At 45.9% G+C, this 17,934-nt stretch carries 19 protein-coding genes; 3 read left to right on the top strand and 16 right to left on the bottom strand.

Features of this window, described 5'->3' with window-relative positions:
* Window positions 1-72: 72 nt before the first annotated feature.
* Both pdxR and BVG16_RS09080 read right to left on the bottom strand, forming a co-directional pair.
* Window positions 73-1,509 (bottom strand): MocR-like pyridoxine biosynthesis transcription factor PdxR, encoded by a 1,437-nt coding sequence (gene pdxR / locus BVG16_RS09085; protein WP_078498234.1) that lies wholly within the window; start codon window positions 1,507-1,509, stop codon window positions 73-75.
* 144 nt (window positions 1,510-1,653) lie between these two features.
* Window positions 1,654-2,322 carry an S-layer homology domain-containing protein gene (locus BVG16_RS09080; protein ID WP_078498233.1) on the bottom strand — a complete coding sequence of 223 codons (669 nt, stop codon included), beginning with the start codon at window positions 2,320-2,322 and terminating at the stop codon, window positions 1,654-1,656.
* Window positions 2,323-2,562: 240 nt separating this feature from the next.
* On the opposite strand from BVG16_RS09080, the gene BVG16_RS09075 reads away from it, so the two are divergent.
* Window positions 2,563-3,060 (top strand): hypothetical protein, encoded by a 498-nt coding sequence (locus BVG16_RS09075; RefSeq protein ID WP_078498232.1) that lies wholly within the window; start codon window positions 2,563-2,565, stop codon window positions 3,058-3,060.
* Between the two features lie 64 nt (window positions 3,061-3,124).
* Here BVG16_RS09075 and BVG16_RS09070 read toward each other — a convergent pair whose 3' ends face one another.
* The 8 genes from BVG16_RS09070 to BVG16_RS09040 all read right to left on the bottom strand — a co-directional run bounded on the left by BVG16_RS09070 (window position 3,125) and on the right by BVG16_RS09040 (window position 9,891).
* Window positions 3,125-4,438 carry a glycosyltransferase family 2 protein gene (locus tag BVG16_RS09070; protein ID WP_408635313.1) on the bottom strand — a complete coding sequence of 438 codons (1,314 nt, stop codon included), beginning with the start codon at window positions 4,436-4,438 and terminating at the stop codon, window positions 3,125-3,127.
* Window positions 4,413-4,568: a hypothetical protein gene (locus BVG16_RS33095; protein WP_198957444.1), complete on the bottom strand. Its 156-nt coding sequence runs from the start codon at window positions 4,566-4,568 to the stop codon at window positions 4,413-4,415. Before BVG16_RS33095 ends, BVG16_RS09070 begins: the two co-directional genes overlap by 26 nt.
* Before the next feature lie 33 nt (window positions 4,569-4,601).
* Window positions 4,602-5,477, bottom strand: a complete 876-nt coding sequence (locus tag BVG16_RS09065) for a GGDEF domain-containing protein (protein WP_078498230.1) — start codon at window positions 5,475-5,477, stop codon at window positions 4,602-4,604.
* Between the two features lie 138 nt (window positions 5,478-5,615).
* On the bottom strand, window positions 5,616-6,722 hold the full coding sequence (locus tag BVG16_RS09060; protein WP_078498229.1) for a glycosyl hydrolase: 1,107 nt from the start codon (window positions 6,720-6,722) through the stop codon (window positions 5,616-5,618).
* 75 nt (window positions 6,723-6,797) lie between these two features.
* Entirely contained in the window at window positions 6,798-7,271 is a 474-nt protein-coding gene (greA, locus tag BVG16_RS09055) for a transcription elongation factor GreA (RefSeq protein WP_078498228.1), read from the bottom strand.
* 14 nt (window positions 7,272-7,285) lie between these two features.
* Window positions 7,286-8,356, bottom strand: a complete 1,071-nt coding sequence (gene rlmN / locus BVG16_RS09050) for a 23S rRNA (adenine(2503)-C(2))-methyltransferase RlmN (RefSeq protein WP_078498227.1) — start codon at window positions 8,354-8,356, stop codon at window positions 7,286-7,288.
* A gap of 90 nt (window positions 8,357-8,446) precedes the next feature.
* A complete protein-coding gene (locus BVG16_RS09045) occupies window positions 8,447-9,283 on the bottom strand; it encodes a YitT family protein (protein WP_078498226.1) in 837 nt (278 codons plus the stop codon).
* A gap of 80 nt (window positions 9,284-9,363) precedes the next feature.
* Window positions 9,364-9,891 (bottom strand): AAA family ATPase, encoded by a 528-nt coding sequence (locus BVG16_RS09040; RefSeq protein WP_078498225.1) that lies wholly within the window; start codon window positions 9,889-9,891, stop codon window positions 9,364-9,366.
* 182 nt (window positions 9,892-10,073) lie between these two features.
* On the opposite strand from BVG16_RS09040, the gene BVG16_RS09035 reads away from it, so the two are divergent.
* On the top strand, window positions 10,074-11,207 hold the full coding sequence (locus tag BVG16_RS09035; protein WP_078498224.1) for an SGNH/GDSL hydrolase family protein: 1,134 nt from the start codon (window positions 10,074-10,076) through the stop codon (window positions 11,205-11,207).
* A 668-nt stretch (window positions 11,208-11,875) separates the two neighbouring features.
* Here BVG16_RS09035 and BVG16_RS32760 read toward each other — a convergent pair.
* Complete coding sequence (locus BVG16_RS32760; protein WP_158081656.1) at window positions 11,876-12,052, bottom strand: hypothetical protein; 177 nt, start codon at window positions 12,050-12,052, stop codon at window positions 11,876-11,878.
* 25 nt (window positions 12,053-12,077) lie between these two features.
* The gene (locus tag BVG16_RS32755) at window positions 12,078-12,218 is read right to left on the bottom strand and encodes a hypothetical protein (protein ID WP_158081655.1); all 141 of its coding nucleotides are present in this window, start codon (window positions 12,216-12,218) and stop codon (window positions 12,078-12,080) included.
* A gap of 159 nt (window positions 12,219-12,377) precedes the next feature.
* Between BVG16_RS32755 and BVG16_RS09025 the strand changes: the two genes are divergently transcribed.
* Window positions 12,378-14,120 carry a methyl-accepting chemotaxis protein gene (locus BVG16_RS09025; protein WP_078498222.1) on the top strand — a complete coding sequence of 581 codons (1,743 nt, stop codon included), beginning with the start codon at window positions 12,378-12,380 and terminating at the stop codon, window positions 14,118-14,120.
* A gap of 86 nt (window positions 14,121-14,206) precedes the next feature.
* Here the strand turns inward: BVG16_RS09025 and BVG16_RS09020 are convergent, their stop codons facing one another.
* The 4 genes from BVG16_RS09020 to BVG16_RS09005 form a co-directional block, all read right to left on the bottom strand.
* Window positions 14,207-15,196 carry a hypothetical protein gene (locus BVG16_RS09020; protein WP_078498221.1) on the bottom strand — a complete coding sequence of 330 codons (990 nt, stop codon included), beginning with the start codon at window positions 15,194-15,196 and terminating at the stop codon, window positions 14,207-14,209.
* On the bottom strand, window positions 15,186-15,764 hold the full coding sequence (locus BVG16_RS09015; RefSeq protein ID WP_078498220.1) for a sigma-70 family RNA polymerase sigma factor: 579 nt from the start codon (window positions 15,762-15,764) through the stop codon (window positions 15,186-15,188). Before BVG16_RS09015 ends, BVG16_RS09020 begins: the two co-directional genes overlap by 11 nt.
* A 605-nt stretch (window positions 15,765-16,369) precedes the next feature.
* On the bottom strand, window positions 16,370-17,152 hold the full coding sequence (locus BVG16_RS09010) for a DUF4097 family beta strand repeat-containing protein (protein ID WP_078498219.1): 783 nt from the start codon (window positions 17,150-17,152) through the stop codon (window positions 16,370-16,372).
* 33 nt (window positions 17,153-17,185) lie between these two features.
* On the bottom strand, window positions 17,186-17,836 hold the full coding sequence (locus BVG16_RS09005; protein WP_078498218.1) for a TetR/AcrR family transcriptional regulator: 651 nt from the start codon (window positions 17,834-17,836) through the stop codon (window positions 17,186-17,188).
* Window positions 17,837-17,934: the final 98 nt, after the last annotated feature.

The following is a 17,934-nucleotide window of genomic DNA, read 5'->3' as shown; positions in this document are numbered from 1 at the left end:
GAGACGATTCATCAAACAACAAAGGTGCATGAACCTGTGTGAGACTCACACATGTCATGCACCTTTGTTATTCTAGCTGAGAACGCTCCGAAGCGCTTCGGCAAATTTTGAGATGCCTGGCTCGATCTCGTCCGCCTTGGATCTTCCATACGTAAAGCGAACATAACCGGAATCCGAACCATAGACACTCCCCGGTACAAAGACAATCCCTCTTCGAATGGCTTCTTCCAATAATCTATGATCATTGACCTCGGGAATAATCTTGCACCACAGGTGCAACCCGCCTTGCGGAACCATAAAGCTGACCAGCCCTGGCAGTTCCTTGCGCAGGGCTTCAATCAGTAAATCCCTTTTATAGAGCAGACGCATTCGCAACCGTTCCAAATGAGGTTGGAAATAATCTGAATTCAGGAATTGCTCCGCAACCTTTTGCGGCACGATGCTAAGCCCGAAATCCATTTGTTGTCTGGCATCGGCCAACCGTTCAACAACGGAGTTAGGGGCGACCATCCAGCCGACCCTCAGCCCGGAAGCCGCAATTTTGGAGAAGGAACCAATGTAGATCACCGAGCCCATAGCATCGATGGATTTGAGCGGCGGACGTGATGCCCCGTCATAGGCGGTAAGGCTAAAGGGATCATCTTCTACGATCGGCAATCCCAACTCACTTGTCACACGCAGAAGTTCATTGCGACGTTCCTCATCGAGCAGTGTGCCCGTTGGATTCTGGAAGTTCGGGTTAACGAATACCATCTTGATACGATGTTTTTTATACAAAGATCGGATGCCTTCAGGTCGCACACCTCGATGGTCGACCGGCAGGCGAAATAACCGAAGTCCGGCGGACTGGAACATAGGCAGCGAGTAGCAATACGAAGGATCTTCTATGGCAACCGCATCGCCAGGGGCCAATAAACATTGGGTTATTAAATAAAGCGATTGCTGTGAGCCCGATGTGATGAGAATCGATGAGTCCGTCGTCTGGATATCCCGATGTTGATGTAAATATTGCACAAGCGATTTCCGCAAGGGAGCATATCCTTGGGGATGGTTGTACCCTAAATATTCCGTGTATTGATTTACTTTCATGAGCGCATTGATTTCTTCGGCTGGAGCGAGATCCGACGCGAGTTCTCCGCTTGCAAAATCTATTAATTCGGGGTTCTGCTGCAAGGCTTCACGAATACGGCGCAAAAAAGGCAAATTAGGCAAGAAGCTCCCGCCTTCTACATACCGATGCCAGTTCGGCGTATGCTTCGGCGTAGCTCCCCATTTATACTTACTCACACGCGTTCCGCTTCCCGAGCGGCTCTCGATAATGCCAAGCGAGCGAAGCTCCGCATAAGCAAGAATGACGGTGCTTCGATTCACGCCCAATTGCTCGGCGAGTTTGCGTTCGGAAGGCAGCATCGCACCGGGCGGGAATTCGCCATACGAGATTCTTCGTTCAAGATCATTTGCAATTTGTTGATAAAGAGGCTGAGCGCTTAGACGGTCAGGCTTCCACATGGTCATCGCCTCCCTGTTAGCGTAATTGAATGTTTGGTATTCAATGTCCTATTTCATCATATCATTTGATCATTTATAGTCCAAATGAATTCGGATAATAGCACAAAAAAGCCCCTGCAAAAGGGACCTTTTTCGAAACAATGCTTATTCGGTTACAGGCACCGTATGTTTCTCGATGTACTGAAGCGCATGGTAGACCAACACGGCAGCCTCTATGCGAGTCATAGGTTCTTGGGGCCGGAACTTCCCTGACTCGTCGAGTGTCACGATATGTAAGGCTAGCGCACGTTGAATAGCCCCGATGCGATCTCCCGCTATGTCCTTCTCATCCGCGACATCCACGGGAGCGATTTTCACCATCGGCAATGCGATATTGGCTTCCATGGTGTTCATCAATTGATAGGTAAACTCCTCACGGGTCCATACCGCTTGGGGATCTAAATCTGCTGTGACATCCACATGGTGATAAGCTGCGATGACCAACGCTTTGGCATACCACGCATCATTGTCTGCTTTCGGATAATAATCGGTCGCTTGGGGCTGCTTCACAAACTTTATAAAATCGATATTCAATCCTAGTGAATTGACCATGAGTTGTATCCCCTGCGCTGCCGTTAACTCTGCATAAGGCATAAATCGATCGGAACCTACCCCATGCAAGTATCCTTGCGACTGTAAAAGCGTAATTTTCTCTGTTTCCGTAACCTGGTTCAAATCCGTAAAAGGAGCCTCGGCCGCAAAGCTCTGTCCAGCAAGCGACAAGAACACCGCGACAGCGGCAGATAGTGCAATAAGTTTATGTTGTGTGCGCATGGAATCACCTCAAGTCATAAGATAGAACAATTTACCATCATAGACGAATCACATGCGGATAAGTTGCATGCACTTCATCAAATCGCTGCGTCTTATACCATTTGCTCTGTCGGCCTAAGTCTTCCTTCCATTCCCTTAAAGCACCGAGCGTTCAAATAAACTGGAAAGTTTTACAAGTTGGAATTTAGTGGTAACAGGATTACACTATAGTGATGATTACAGAACAAAAGGAGACTCCACATGCGTAACAAATTTATGACCGTACTAATGCTCGTTATTCTTATCCTATCCGTCGCAGCCTGCTCTACACCGGCCAAAGAAGCCGATCCTATGGACAAGCAAATTGCCTATAACGACGCTCGTGTAGCCGTTGATAAAGTTAAAACGCTATTCCACAAAACAACCGCAAAAGACGGAACACCCATCTTAGATCCGGCAACAGGCGGACAAGAAAAGGCGAAAGAACTTCTGCTTGGATACTTCGATGCACCACTCGTCGATAACATCATGAAGCATTACGTTACAGACCAGACGGTAGACAACAACGTGGTCTTGAACAAAGGCGAAGACGGCGCTGCGGCTCCATTCTTCAACCCTTCGATTGTCGATACAACGTTCGATACCGTGAAAGTCGAAGGCAGTAAAGAAGAATTCAAAATTACAACGCCGGAGAACAAGATCTATACCTTGAAATGGCAAGAAGACAAAGGAAGATATATCATCACTAATTTTGAATAATTCCATAAGTCTCACAACAAAAAACTACCCAGAACCTGGGTAGTTTTTTTGTGCCGTCGATCCGTTAATCGAATCGCTGCGTCTTATACCATTTCGTCTTGCGTCCTGCCACCTTATCCACACACAACGAATAGAATGCCTTGATCGAGATGATCAAGAACAACTGCGCATACGTAAAATAGGAGACGCAAGATATAATAAAGTTTCGCGTATTGCTCTGCCCGATATCGGCTGCCAGGGCGAGATTAATCTGAAGAACATAAATGTAATACATAAGCGCCCAAGCAATAATTAAGTATACGTAGACATCGCCTGCGAACTGGAACGGAGAGACAACCCCCGGGTTAAACAGGGCAATGGTCTGGTAGACGATATTGGTTAGGAATAGAATATCCGAAATAATGATCGCGATCATAAACCAGAAATAACTCGCTGCATAGTACAGAATATGCAATTTAATGCGCCAGCTTGTCCCATCGAATAAATGCTTTGCGTTATCCAAAATGACCTGATAATTCCCCTTCGACCAACGTTCACGCTGCTTCATATACACGCTGAGTTTCTCCGGTTCTTGCTGATAGGCTTCGGCTTGCGGCGCCAGGGCAATCAACTGTCCTCTTGTTAATATATCAAAGGATATGGCGGTATCTTCTGTAATGGCGTCTTCATCCCAACCGCCGATATCACGCATCAGCTCCGTCCGCACGATGAAATTCGTCCCGGGAATAGTTCCTAACTTAAAGAGCTCCCATAGTCCTGTATGGTGAACGCGCTGCACAGTGACCAGCTCCAAATTAATGCATCTGGAGAGGAAATTCTGACCGCGATTCCGCGCTTTGTTGCGGCCGAATACCGCACCGTATTCCTCCGGTTTCTCCATCGCTTTTTGCGTCAGGAATAACAGCGCATTCTTCTCCGGCGCAGCATCGGCGTCATAAATACAGCACCATTCGCCCTTGGCCATCTTCAGCGCGTCATTTAACGCACCCGATTTACCCCCTGTCCCGGTTCGATCCATAATATAGAAATCACGATCGCGATAAGCAGGGCGTGCCTGAAGCTGATACATCTTTAATGCCGTATCATCCGAACAGTTGTCTGCAATCACAATGACCTGCACTTTCTCCGGTGGATAATTCAAGTCGAGAATATGTTCGACCGTCGACGTAATGACAACATCCTCATTATGTGCGGGAACCATCACGGTGACGGTCGGGAAATGAGCCATATCCTCAGGGATATGGAATGACGTTCGTTGCTGTCTATATACAAATCGTACGGCACCTGCCATGATGATAATCGCTTCAAGCACGGCAATCCAAATGCTAATAATTGAAAATAATAGGATCGATTCAGCCACTCGACTTCCCCCGATCATACGTTTTGTTCACTTTAGCGCGAAAAATTAGCGTGGCAATGGTCAGACCGATGATCGCGAGTACAAATAAGCTGGAGACGACAATACTTAAAGGGATGAACCATCTCGTATACGATACCACAAGCAGCATATAACAACCTCCTTTGTTCGGCACGCTGCCGTTCTAAATGTATTCGCCCACGAGATCCGTCTCCGTCCTGCGTTCTAATGCAGCGATAACCTCATCGATCCGCTCATAGTGACTGAAGTGTTCCTTTTGGAATTCCATCGCTCCAGCACGCACGACTAATTTCAGAGGCAATCCCTTTTTATCCATAAATGCAAGATCCATCATCGCATTCTTGATCCGATCGGTCACCACGTGGAAATGCTCTTGACTGGTCATGGGACATAGAATAATAAATCGCCCGTCTTCAATCGAAAACTTGTAATCCTCATACCGGATTTGCTGTTGAATCGTATTCGACAGCTCTAGCAGCAACTGCGCATATCGTTCAGATCCTAGCGACTCTAGCACAAGCGGCAGGAATTCAATCTTGAACATCGCCATCGAGAACCCGTAATGCTCCGAATACCGTCGTGCCAAGTTCGATTGTTTCATCACGGCATCTTCCAAAGCGTCTTTATTCCCCAGATTGGTGGCTAAATCAATCTCCGGATTGGTATCCTTCAGTGCTTCCAACCGTTCCATGATCCGTTGCGTACGAATCAGCCGGGTCTTGATAAACGCAGCGATGAGGATGTTCACCGGAATGATCAACAACCAAGTCAATGTAAGAACGTTAACGGGTGCATATGTGACCAACCATACAAAATAGCCCACCATAAAAATAAAAATACCAACGACCGATATCCCGAACGGCACAAAAAAACCGATTAATAAAGCGAATAACGTAGCCATGCTAAATACAATATCTTGCATGGTATAGGTCTGTGTCATGTAAAGCTTCAAATAAATGAGCAATACTTGCACCATCGATAGTCCAACCAACAACATATAACCCAATTCCATACCGCGAGTGGGCGCTCGATTCTCCATCCTATCCCTTCTTTCAAAGAAATAAAAAATTCCAGTTATGATAACTGGAATCCATTTAACCTTATGTATTATAACAACGTTTTACATTATTCGACAAGTTTTTGCATAATTCGCTATAGGTCCACTCTATTACGCCTCTTAACGAGCATTCGCCTGATGTAATTCGGCTTCTGCTAGCAAGGGAAATAGATTATCAAACACATGCGTATTCTGATCGAACACATAACCGCCTCGATACGAAACATCCTGGTCGCGGAACGTGATCATCCGGTCATATAACTGGTTCGCCCAGGTCAAATCATCCACCTTCAGCGCGAGTAAAATAGCTAGCGCATAGACCGAAGGAGATTCATAGTCCACGGCCGCAGAACGGTCTACCCGATTGTAGCTCCCCATAATTCGATGATTTGACTTGAACTCATTCTTCAGAAACGCTATGAGCTTCTCAGGCTTGAGGTCCATCTCTGCACAATGGTTGGCAACAATAAGCTGATCAATCATATTAACGTTATCATCATAGCTATATTGATGCGTTGTCACATCATAGGCTTTTGGATAAAACACGCCGTCATCCGGCATATCTCGCAGCAAATCCATATATTTCTGAAGCAAGGATGGATCCATCAGATGCTGACCCTGCATGGACTGAAGCGTCTCGATATCGACGTAAACAAGGCTAAGGAGGTTTGAGGAGTCGTCTCTTGCGAAATCATGGTAATCCACGAAATACCCGTTCTTCTGCACACTTTTCAATAAGGTCGCCGAGATTTCTTGGGCTGTTGTACGATACTCCTCTTGGTTCCATTGTTCGTAGGCTTTCAATAAAGCGCCTATAATTCTAAAATCATCCCCTAACGCATTCGTGTTCACATGGGATGTGCCGTCGCTGCTTAGCTTCCACGTAATATATTTCTGTGGAGCGATGAACCATTTCTGGAGCAGCTGATAGCTCTGGTCGAACCGCTCATGGTCTTGTTGCAGCACGGTATATTGCATCCAGATGCCTAAGGATTCCGATAAAGACTCCCGACCGGCGACAATGTCCGGATGATCCGAAGCCGCATCCTTCAAGTAGGTAGCGATCGTCCCATTCGGATTTACCATGTGTTGCTCGATGAACTCCTGCGTATGTGACGATGCTCGTTGCATACTCTTGTCCTTCCGTACCATCATGATCGTGATCCCTACAATAATCAGCAAGATGACCAAAATCATAAATGTACGGTTGCGATTCAGAAACACCATATTCCACCTCTTCCTGCATAAAATAAAAGACCCGCGTCTGCCACACGCAGCTACACGGGTCTTCCCTATTCAACTCTACTTAATCTCAAGCAATTCATATTTAATGACGCCCATCGGGGCATCGACGTTAACCACATCGCCAACTTTTTTCCCGATTAATTCCTTGCCTAACGGGCTTTCATATGAAATTTTGTTATCCAATACATCGGCTTCTTCTGTACCGACAATACGATACTCGATCTTCTCGGCAAATTCAAGATCATTCAGAAGCACGGTCGAACCGATATGAACTTTCGAATTATCCAGACTGTCGGCGTCGATCACGCGTGCCTTTTTGAGCATTTTTTCGATGATAAGAATCCTTGTCTCCATAAACGCCTGATCATTCTTCGCGGAATGGTATTCACTATTTTCCTTTAAATCACCATAGCCAAGGGCTATCTTAATCCGTTCCGAGATTTCTTTGCGCTTCACGTATTTCAATTCTTCAAGCTCGGCCTCCAATTTTTCCAGACCTTCTTGAGTTACAATCACTTCTTCTTTCGCCATCGTTGCTACAACTCCTACTCCGCTTTCTTAATTTGTTTGCTTCGCAGCTGACCGCAAGCCGCATCAATATCTGTTCCATGCTCCAGACGCACACTCACACTGACGCCCTGCTTCTTCATCACATCGTAGAACGCACGCACGGATTCCTGCGCACTTCGTTGATATTGGCTGTGCTCATCTACTGGATTGTATGGGATCAAGTTCACATTGGCAAGCTTAGCCAGTCTTGGGCGAGCCTTGATCAACTCAGCCAGCTCAAGCGCATGTTCTACCTGATCATTGACATCTTTGAGTAAAATGTATTCAATCGTAATCCGCTGATTCGTCTTATCTAGGAAGTATTCAATCGCTACCATCAATTCCTCAATCGGAATCGCGCGGTTGATCTTCATAATCCGTGTCCGCAGTTCATTATTCGGCGCGTGCAAGGAAATAGCCAAGTTCACCCGAAGATCCAGGTCCGCGAACTCCTTTATTTTTCCCGCAAGGCCGCTCGTTGACACCGTAATATGTCTTGCACCAATCGCTAATCCTTTATGATCAATAACGACTTTGATGAAATCAATCAGGTTCTTGAAGTTGTCGAACGGCTCACCGATTCCCATCACGACGAGGTGACTGACCTTCTCGCCTTGACCTGTTTGATCCAGATGAAGCTGCACCTTCATGATTTGCTCCACGATCTCGCCGCTGGTTAAGTCACGGCTTTTCGCTAACAACCCGCTTGCACAGAAGCTGCAACCGATATTGCACCCCACTTGTGTCGTCACACATACAGATAAACCGAACTTATGGCGCATGAGTACCGTTTCAATCAAATTCCCGTCTTGCAGCCTAAATAAAAACTTGATGGTTCCATCCGCTGATTCTTGCTTAACGTGCTCATCTAAGGTCAGGATAGCAAATGATTCAGCCAATAATTGTATACATTCAGGATGAACATCTTCCATGGCCGCGAAGTCCGTCACCCGCTTCCGATATAACCAATCCCAGACTTGCGACGCGCGATACTTGCTGTGACCACGTTCCGCCAGCCAGGCATATAATTGATCTAATGTTAATCCATAGATGGATGGTTTATTCATGTAGTTGTCCTCTTTTCAAAACTTTCAAATTCATTCTTTTATTGTCCCAGAATTCATTGTTTTAAACAAGGGGACACACATACACGGATATTATTTCGAAATATCGACGAATCCTTCACCGAACACATCGCGTACGTCATGAATGGTAATAAAGGCATCTTTATCGATGGCTTTGACGATTTTCTTCAACGTGCTGACTTCCTGTTTGCTAATGACGATGTATAGGATCTCTTTCGGGTCCTTCGTATAATGCCCGTGGCCGTAGAGCACTGTAACACCACGATCCATCACGATATTCACTTGCTCGGCGATCTCATTCTGCTGCTTAGATACAATCGTAATGGCCTTTTTCGGGTTGACCCCTTCAATAATAAAGTCCATGACCTTGGTGCCGACATAGAGCAGCACGATCGTGAACATCAGACTCTGTGCGCCAATAATGAAATACGAAGAGAAGGCGACGATCAGATCAAAGAACAAGAGTGCATAGCTGACATTCCAATCCAGATACTTGTTCATAATACGGGCTAGAATGGTCGACCCTGCCGTCGTGCCGCCAACCCGAATAATCAATCCAATCCCTACTCCGGCAAAAACCCCGGCAAAGATCGCATTAATGATCAATTCATTCGACTCGATATGCCAGTGTTCTGTCAGATGGAGGAAGAGTGAATTAAATACGACAGCAATAATCGTATAAATGGTCGTTCGCTTATCCAGGAATTTATAACCTACAACTAATAAGATGGCGTTCAAGATTAAGCTGACAAGCCCCGGAGACCACTGGAACAGGTAATACAGAATAATCGTAAGCCCTGTTACGCCGCCTTCACCAAATTCGTTCGGGATAACGAACAAATTGACAGCCAAGGCAAATATCAATGCTCCGATCATAATGATAAAAATGTCCATGATGCGTTTTTTCATTGTTCTGTCCTTTCTAGATGCCATGAAGTAAATCTATCCAGTACCAAGACTCCTACGTTGGTAATTATCAAGATAAATCGTTATAGCAATGGGAGCGGCAACGGTTCGCGGTCCAGCACTTCCTTTACAATCGCCGCAGGCTCCTTCACCGTTGTATCTAATAGATAGGGCTGATTATGCACCGCCCCTTCTAGCTGTCTAAGCAAAAATAAAGAGCGATTGATCAACTCCTGATTCCCACGTTGGTTCAATCTCTCGATTAGCGTGTCCTCATTTGCGCGAAGTACCACATATTTGATATCCACGGTCAAGTCGGCTAGATTTTGGCAGAACCATTCTAACTCATCTTCGACAACATAATCAATGATCACGTCAATATCTTGCGAAATGAAATTGCGCGTAAGGGCTGTAATATTGTCCCATGTGAGCGATAATCTCTTCTCCCACGGCGGTTCATACCCTTCTTCGAACATGTGCATAATATTGTCACCGACGATTAACGCCGCGTGCTTCAGCTCTTGAGAGAGCATCTTCGATACCGTAGATTTCCCTACCCCGCAAGGACCGGATAGGAGGTAGACGACATGCTTGTCTTTGGTTGGCTGCATTTTCTTTTTCTCCCCTATGTATGGATGATTTGTGCCGTCGCACAAATGAAGTGTTAGTTTTTTGGTTCCCATTCTATACTAATTATACCTCGTTCCATGGCATGGAAGGAATATATTGACAACCCCGCAGAAATCAGGCATTATTTTCTCGAAAAGCTAAGGGAAACGGGAGATGATGGACAATGTCGGAACAAACCACAGGTATTAATGCAGTGAAGCTTGATCCGAATATGGCGATTAGACAGGTAGGTGACGAACCACTGAAGTGGTTGTCTCCGAAAGATAAACCTTTTCATCTTGCAGGTTTTTACTGGTTCGAACAGGACAACAAGTATCGTAGGTTGCCCGCAGCTCCATCCGCCTCATTACCACAGCAGGTAAATGAATTGGCTAATTGCACCGCAGGCGGGCAGATCCGCTTTCAAACAAATTCCTCCAAACTGTCCATCAAAGTAAAATTGTCAGGCATCGGAAACATGTATCATATGGCCGCGACCGGTCAGTGCGGATTCGATTGCTATATCGGCGAAATCGGACAGCAGCGCTACTGCAGCACAACCCGATTCGATCATACAAAAACGGAGTACGAATCGATGCTATTCGAGTTGCCCACGAAACGGCAACAGTGTATAACACTCTACTTCCCCCTTTATCAAGGCGTAGAGGAAATCTGGATCGGCGTTGATCCCGACGCAGAAGTAAGTGAGGTGCCTGCCTACATCAGTGATAAGCGTATTGTCATCTACGGCACTTCCATCACTCAAGGAGGATGCGCGAACCGCCCAGGGATGGCGTACCCCCATATTTTGAGCCGCTCCATTCCGCTAGAATTTATTAATCTTGGCTTTTCCGGTAACGGAAGAGGCGAACCCGAGGTTGCCAAGGTCATCAGTGAAATCGATAATCCGGCCTTGTTCGTACTGGACTATGAAGCGAACGTGGGTACGTATGAGCGAATGGAGGCGACTCTACCTGAATTTATCCGTATATTACGGAGTAAGCATACGACGACTCCAATCCTCGTCCTATCTAAGATCCGCAACGCAGCCGAATGCTTTTCCACCGATGCCGAGAATCGAAGGCACCGAATGAGACATATTCAGATGGAAATAGTCGAACAGTTGCGACAGAGCGGCGACAGGCATGTTCATTTTCTCGATGGTGGGGATTTGCTAGGAGAAGATTTCGCCGAATGCACGGTTGACGGCATTCATCCGACCGATTTGGGCTTCCATCGTATGGCCCATCATCTGCTGCCAGTTATCCAAAATCTGCTTACAGACGTCTTCGAAACCCCAAACAAACAGCAGTACTAAAGAAAAGACCTACTCAGAAGAGTTGAAACGAGGGGTATTGAGATAAAGAAGGCTGTCGAGAAACCCCCGTTTTTTTGGAGGGCACGTAAAAAAGGGCCTTCACCCTAAACAAGCAAGTTTTCCTATAGAGCCATGAATTGAGAATTATGGCGATTTTGGATAATCCAATATTACTTTGCCACCAACACGAATTCGCGTACCTAAAATGGATTTATCCAACATAGCTTCACTACCAGCACTAAAACGCGCACCTATACTGGACGTTTCCAATATAGAGGGGGAAAATCAGCATTTTAGAGGCATTTTCAGCACATTCTATTGGATTTATCCAGTATAGAGTGTGAAATCGTACTGAAAACGGCGAAGTTAATGGATTTATCCAATATAGCACCACCACAAGTACTTTTTCCCCACCTGTACTGGATTTTAACAACATAGCAAACTGCATTCATCTTCATCATTGTTATAGATCGTTTTAAATTGATTTTACTTCTACGAAACGAGATCACCAAAAAAATAAAGTGCCGAAAAGTCCTCTGGACTTTATCGACACTCTGAAGGCACCTCATAAGGGTGTCTTTCTTCTACTTCCCATGGTTTATGATCCGCTTACTGCATACTTCACACCATCGATCGTGATCGTCATATTGGTCGGTCCGCTATCTTAATTAGTTCTGACCATATTTCTTCTGTAATTCATCCAGCAATTCTTTGACAGGCTTCTTGCCGCCTTTGAAGATAATCTCTTCCACACCTTTTGAAAGGTCCGCTTGGAATGCTTTGGTCTGTTCTGGATAGGCAAAAGGCAAGCCTGCTTTCTCCATGTTATCAAATACAGGTTTCAAATCTGGATATTTCGTAATACCAGATTTATCGCCACATGCCGAGTCCAAATACGACCGTCGACGCTTGCGATTGTGGCGTTACCGTAAAATCCCACCCTACATTTTCGTAAATCCCCTGATCCCGATTCTGAGGGGAAAACACGCCAAATCCTTTTTGACTTTCCATACAGGTAAAGCACATATAATATCAGTCTACTCGCGCAGGTTTCTGCGCCCTCATTATTTTCAAAGAAGCCCATTTTCCCGTAACAATCCCGCGATAAAATGACGATAATAAATTCATTACAAATATGAAATATACTTCATAGAATCCGGGGGCCTGTTCATGAAACAAAAAAGCTTAGTGTTTAAATCGATTATCATTCTGTCGATTCTGTTCTTCCTCATGGGAAGCGCGTTAACCACCATCTCTTCGATTCGATTACGAAGTCAGCAGGATGCAGAATTGCTTAACCTAGAATGGACACTGCACAGTCTAGTAGCTCAGAGCATTCCAACTATTGAAAAGGCTAAAACCTTAATCGGGAAAGATACCCTGATGAAAGACCCTGAGATTCTACAGCTCCAGCGTGAGCTAGACAGTGTGAAAAATAATAAAATGATCGCAAATAGCTATATCTATCTACCTGATGTCGTGGCAAATGGCGAGAGCAAAAAGCTAACCTTATTGCTTGGCAACCAAGAATTATACGATGCGGGCATGATATCAGGTACCGTGTACGAGACCAAAGGCGCCTTTGCGAAGGCGGTGAGCCAAATGGAGAAAGACGGCTATGCCGCATCCAAGGTATACACGGATGAATACGGCCAATGGATGAGTATCGTAAGCTTGATTACGGATAGTACAGGCAAGAAAGTCGGTATTTTCGGCATCGACTTTAACTATGCAAGCCTCAAAGCCGACCAGAATGCTACGCTAATCGATACGATTATCATTGGTACAAGCATCGCCATTCTCTTCATTGCCCTAACGATATTCCTTGTACGCATTGCGCTTCGTCCGATTCGCCAGCTATCCCAATTAAGTATTCAAGTGGCTGAAGGCGATCTCTCGGTTGAAATTCCGGTCAAAAATAAAGATGAGGTCGGTATTCTGTCAGAGAACTTCAACACCATGATTCATAATATCCGTCAGCTCGTACAAAATGTACAATTGACCTCATCTCAAGTCTCGGCTTCTTCGAATGCCCTGATGATGAGTGCAGATCAGACATCAAAGGCAACGGAGGAAATCGCCTCTTCGATTCAAGAAGTAGCAACAGGCTCCGAGACTCAAATGCAGTCTTCCATGGAAAGCCAAATCGCGATAGAAGAAATGGCCGCAGGGGTCCAGCGTATTGCTGAATCCTCTTCACAACTATCTGAACACGCGAGTGAGGTCGCAGGAAATGCCGAACGAGGCAACGTGGTCATTCGTCAATCGGTTCAAGACATGGAGACGATTCATACAACGGTATCGGAAACGGTTACGATTTTAGCTGACCTACAGCTTCGTTCTCAAGAAATCGGCAGCATTCTAGGCATCATTACGAACATTGCGGCACAAACCAACCTTCTGGCACTCAATGCGTCCATCGAAGCAGCTAGAGTTGGTGAGCATGGCAAAGGATTTGCCGTTGTCGCGAATGAAGTACGGAAGCTGGCGGAATTATCCCATCATTCTTCACAGCAGATTTCAGAGCTGTTACATGGGATTGTGGAGAATGTCGATAACGCTTCAACCGCAATGAATACCAGTATGGTTCAAGTCACCCAAGGCGCAAAAGCCGTTCATCTGGCGGGACAAACATTCCAGGATATCGTAGGTGCCCTGCAAAGCGTCAATGAGCAAGTATATGAGGTATCGGCTGCAGCAGAGCAGATGTCCGCTGGCAGTGAACAGGTTGCCGCTTCCCTCGATGAACTAGCAAGAATCGGTCGAAATGCTTCACAGAATTCCCAAAATGTCGCGGCATCCTCCGAAGAGCAACTAGCCATGATGCAGGAGATTTCAGGTTCGGCTACGGTGCTTCGTGATATGGCCCATGATTTAGAGACGGAGATTAGAAAGTTTAAGTTAGAGGCATAATCGACTATACAAAGCAAAGAGCACCGGTACTGGCCCGGTGCTCTTTGGCTTTGGCTTTGGCTTTGGCTTTGGCTTACGCTTTGCCTTTATTGTATACTTTCCGCGGCTTGAATGAGTTGTGCTTTGGTGATGTTCGGAGAATCTGAACCTACCTTCACCATATAACTATGCTCCCCGTACGTCTGCGTCCAGAATAGCTCCTGGTATTGGTTCGATTCGCTATAGAACATCTGGGAATGGCTCGTGTAATGAGCTTTCACGCCATGAATGCTCACTTCCTCATAGGCTGTTGAATCCGGAAGCGTCAATTTCATCGAGATTTTCTCCGCAGGTGCTTCAACAAGTGTAACAAATAGTCGTTCACCGGCTTCTGAATGATAGGTGTAGGAGTAGGTTTCGAGTACTGGATTATACCCCTGAACTTTTTGCCATACGATGCTGTTCCCGGTATCCTGGCTTTCCTGTTTCAATTGATCCAGCATACGTAGTCCTTCCTTATCCAAATCTCCCACCAATGGGCTGCCCAATTGACCTGCCTCAAAGGTAAACTGACCCGCGATAACTTGGGGGACAGGAACGGAAATATCGTGCTCCTGCAACCGTCCCTGCCATTGATTCCAATCGCTTACCAATTCTGGTTGACTCACCCCAACCATTGGAACCTGGCGAAGCAAAGGATTAGCCTCTTTCTCCAAGTCCGCGAAATAAATGACCGCAGCTTCCCCGGCAGCCAACGTTGATTTCACTTCGGCCATTTTGCTTCGAATTTGTTCCGCTGAAATATGCTGTAATGTGAAATTGTCCCCGCTTGTTCGGGCTTCTACTCGCCAAGGGCCCTGATTCTCTTGGAACAGCAGCTTTCCCCCTACATAAGCAAACCCGGAGAGCAAACCTACGATAAGCAATACCGCAGCAATTTTCGGCAGTTTCGTCCTACGTGCCATATCGACCATCCCTCTATTCTTCTTCATCTCCTTGCGGTAGATGTCCAGAACATGTCTGTCGAGGGAGGGGAAGGTCTCTAAGCGTCTGGATTCCTGCAAATACTCCTGTCTTAGCTTCTCTTCAATGGACATAGGTAGACTCCCCTCTTTCCTTCATGGTGTGCGACACATGGTGCCGCAATTTTTCAAGCGCCAGACGATGTCTGGACTTCACCGTACCCAAGGGAATATTTAAAAGTTGAGCAATTGCTTCTAAGGTGTAATCTTGATAATACCGAAGGACAATGACTTCTCTGAGCTTCTGGGATAAATGATTCACCAGCGGCAGCAGCTCCTGCCCGCCATGAATCCCATCAAAAGGATCTTCCATATACGGAGATGCCACAAGCTGTTCCGCCGACTTGACCCGCTCCATGAGGCGAAGGCTTCTCCAAATCCGACGCTTCCAGTTGCGTACCTGGCGGACAATGATCCCGTTGAACCATGGCATGAAGGGCTGCTCCTGATTGTATTTGGACATACAGCGAATCAATTCCATGTACACTTCACTCACGATGTCATCGGTATCTTGCTTATTTGCAGCTAGAAAATAGACCATCCTGTACGTATGCGCACGTGTTGCCTCGAACACAACGTGCAACGCTTCCTCCTCGCCCTGACTCATCCGGATGAGCCAAGGTCGCAAATCTTGTTCATTCATTGGGGGCCGGCCTCCATTCAGGAATTACACTAGATATTGGTTCCTACCCGCAAAAAAGGTTCACTAAATGTAAAAAAATACGCCGCAGCCATGGATTTCTATACCCTATATTGGATATCTACTTTGAATACCACATAGGATATCTACTTTGGATATGTACTCTAGATTTCTGCTCTGGATTCTATTCCTACTCTGGATTTTCTGCTCTGGATTCCTACTCTGGATTTTCTGCTCTGGATTCCTACTCTGGACTTCACATTGGGTATCTATATTGGATTTATCCACTAACTCTCGATAAATAATGCCTTCAGACAGGGCTATATTGGATATATCCAACCAAAAACTACATTTCTACTTAAATCAGTGGGTTTTTAGGGTTCTATCTTACATTTGTCCAATATAGGGGTTGAATAGGAGCCGAACTGGCCTGCTGTCTTGGATAAATCCAGTATAGCGGCATGTGCTGCAAGGCTTATTTCTATTGCGATGTGTGCTGCAGTGCATATTTCTATGGCGGCGGTGCTGCAGGGCCTATTCCACTAGTCCATGATGTCCTTTTCAACTTTTCTATCTACTTTGGACTTCTACTTTGGACATCTCATTTTTCAACTTTTCAAAAGTGTAAATTTCCCGCCCCGAACCTCCGCTTTAAGAGTGCTCTCTTTGCTCTCTCCGTTCTTATAGCGATGCGTATTCCCTTGTGTGACAAGGGGAAATTCGCTCTTCATCTGCCCGCTTCCCTGCTTATATTGGAGGGTAAACCCGTCATTTTCCGGAATAACCACGTTCACGCTGGCTCCCGTTGATACAGAGTGAAGCCGCCGAATCATCGAGGATGATTCTATCCGCATACTTCTACCCGTAATCTGGGTATCAACCACCGAGAACATGCCCGAGAGATCTATTTTCGAGGAAGTAGCTTGAAGGCGAACCTTCTGTACCGACAGTTGCTCGCCCAGGATATGGCTGCCTATCGCTCTTACCTTAAGATCTGTGATCGTACCCGAACAATTAACTACGCCGGAGGTGATATGGCAGTTGCAATCCGTAACTTGAATATCCTGTATCGTGATATGACTGCCTGTGCCCTGTATCGAGAACGATTGAAAGGATTGAGCCGGAAGGTGAAGCTCCAATAGGGTTCGATGAACGTGAATCCCGAACGACAGTTTGCGTTTCCGTCCATCTAGAATGTTTAACGTTCCGTTCTCTACTCGTGCGTCGAATAGTTTGTTTTCCGAGAATCCCTGGTTGGCGTACTGAATGATTTTGATCTCGTCCGTATCGCTTTTTATAATCTGAATATCACCCGTCAGCCATGCTAATGAAATATTTGAAATGGTATCCTGAAAATGTTGCGTTTTTCGTATCGTACGGCTCTCCAACATGATTATCACTCCCCCTTTATTCCATGACCTCTGCTACTGATAGCCGCCCATTTCCGTATGTCGGTCTATGATTTGTTGAATCAATGCATCACTGACAATATCTACACCCAGCTGCTTCATCATGTGTTGTAAAAACGTTAAGCGGCGGCTCGTCTCTGGAAGCGTACGCTCGAATAAGATCGGATTCGCCCAGATATTCACGAGCATCATGAACACCTCCGCGCATTCCACCGGGTAGTCCGTATGTATGGATCCGTCCTCTCGGCCCTCCATCATGATTTGTGCAATGATCGCGGCATCCTTATTCACACCGCCTTGAATGCCAGCGACCACGAATTGCGGATTTTTGATCTGTGCGCTTAGGATTCGATCCATCGCATGGGCTTCAGGGTCTGCAATGCTGTGTTCCAAAATGCGGACAAGCTTCTCCCTCGCATTCGCTGCTTGGGTATACGCTACGAGTTCGTCCAGCATTTGCGCAGCCCGGTCGAAATGTCTTCGCATCACAGCCCCCAAGATCTCATCTTTGGATTTAAAGTGATGGTACACAGCTCCCTTGGACATGCCTAGCTCCTGAATAATGTCTTGTATACTCGTCTTATCGAAGCCTTTCTCGATAAAAAGCTTCGCTGAAACCGACAGAATGTGCTCTACGGTTTGTTCTGGATATTTATTTCTAGCCATAGGTCTTTCTCCTTTACATACCGAACGTTGGTATGTATATTATCATATTCACGTCTATTTGTCATGAACTAGCATCCCAATGTCTCCTCCCGCATCTT

It is taken from the genome of Paenibacillus selenitireducens, assembly GCF_002021565.1.
Taxonomy (GTDB): Bacteria; Bacillota; Bacilli; order Paenibacillales; family Paenibacillaceae; genus Paenibacillus_K; species Paenibacillus_K selenitireducens.
The sequence above is the reverse complement of the archived record's forward strand: the minus strand, read 5'-3'. Positions and strand labels throughout refer to the sequence as shown.

What these genes read in the sequence shown, in the direction of transcription:
- pdxR (WP_078498234.1), bottom strand. Translation starts at nt 1,509, where the DNA reads ATGTGGAAGCCTGACCGTCTAAGCGCTCAGCCTCTTTATCAACAAATT.
- BVG16_RS09080 (WP_078498233.1), bottom strand. Translation starts at nt 2,322, where the DNA reads ATGCGCACACAACATAAACTTATTGCACTATCTGCCGCTGTCGCGGTG.
- BVG16_RS09075 (WP_078498232.1), top strand. Translation starts at nt 2,563, where the DNA reads ATGCGTAACAAATTTATGACCGTACTAATGCTCGTTATTCTTATCCTA.
- BVG16_RS09070 (WP_408635313.1), bottom strand. Translation starts at nt 4,438, where the DNA reads ATGATCGGGGGAAGTCGAGTGGCTGAATCGATCCTATTATTTTCAATT.
- BVG16_RS33095 (WP_198957444.1), bottom strand. Translation starts at nt 4,568, where the DNA reads ATGCTGCTTGTGGTATCGTATACGAGATGGTTCATCCCTTTAAGTATT.
- BVG16_RS09065 (WP_078498230.1), bottom strand. Translation starts at nt 5,477, where the DNA reads ATGGAGAATCGAGCGCCCACTCGCGGTATGGAATTGGGTTATATGTTG.
- BVG16_RS09060 (WP_078498229.1), bottom strand. Translation starts at nt 6,722, where the DNA reads ATGGTGTTTCTGAATCGCAACCGTACATTTATGATTTTGGTCATCTTG.
- greA (WP_078498228.1), bottom strand. Translation starts at nt 7,271, where the DNA reads ATGGCGAAAGAAGAAGTGATTGTAACTCAAGAAGGTCTGGAAAAATTG.
- rlmN (WP_078498227.1), bottom strand. Translation starts at nt 8,356, where the DNA reads ATGAATAAACCATCCATCTATGGATTAACATTAGATCAATTATATGCC.
- BVG16_RS09045 (WP_078498226.1), bottom strand. Translation starts at nt 9,283, where the DNA reads ATGAAAAAACGCATCATGGACATTTTTATCATTATGATCGGAGCATTG.
- BVG16_RS09040 (WP_078498225.1), bottom strand. Translation starts at nt 9,891, where the DNA reads ATGCAGCCAACCAAAGACAAGCATGTCGTCTACCTCCTATCCGGTCCT.
- BVG16_RS09035 (WP_078498224.1), top strand. Translation starts at nt 10,074, where the DNA reads ATGTCGGAACAAACCACAGGTATTAATGCAGTGAAGCTTGATCCGAAT.
- BVG16_RS32755 (WP_158081655.1), bottom strand. Translation starts at nt 12,218, where the DNA reads ATGGAAAGTCAAAAAGGATTTGGCGTGTTTTCCCCTCAGAATCGGGAT.
- BVG16_RS09025 (WP_078498222.1), top strand. Translation starts at nt 12,378, where the DNA reads ATGAAACAAAAAAGCTTAGTGTTTAAATCGATTATCATTCTGTCGATT.
- BVG16_RS09020 (WP_078498221.1), bottom strand. Translation starts at nt 15,196, where the DNA reads ATGTCCATTGAAGAGAAGCTAAGACAGGAGTATTTGCAGGAATCCAGA.
- BVG16_RS09015 (WP_078498220.1), bottom strand. Translation starts at nt 15,764, where the DNA reads ATGAATGAACAAGATTTGCGACCTTGGCTCATCCGGATGAGTCAGGGC.
- BVG16_RS09010 (WP_078498219.1), bottom strand. Translation starts at nt 17,152, where the DNA reads ATGTTGGAGAGCCGTACGATACGAAAAACGCAACATTTTCAGGATACC.
- BVG16_RS09005 (WP_078498218.1), bottom strand. Translation starts at nt 17,836, where the DNA reads ATGGCTAGAAATAAATATCCAGAACAAACCGTAGAGCACATTCTGTCG.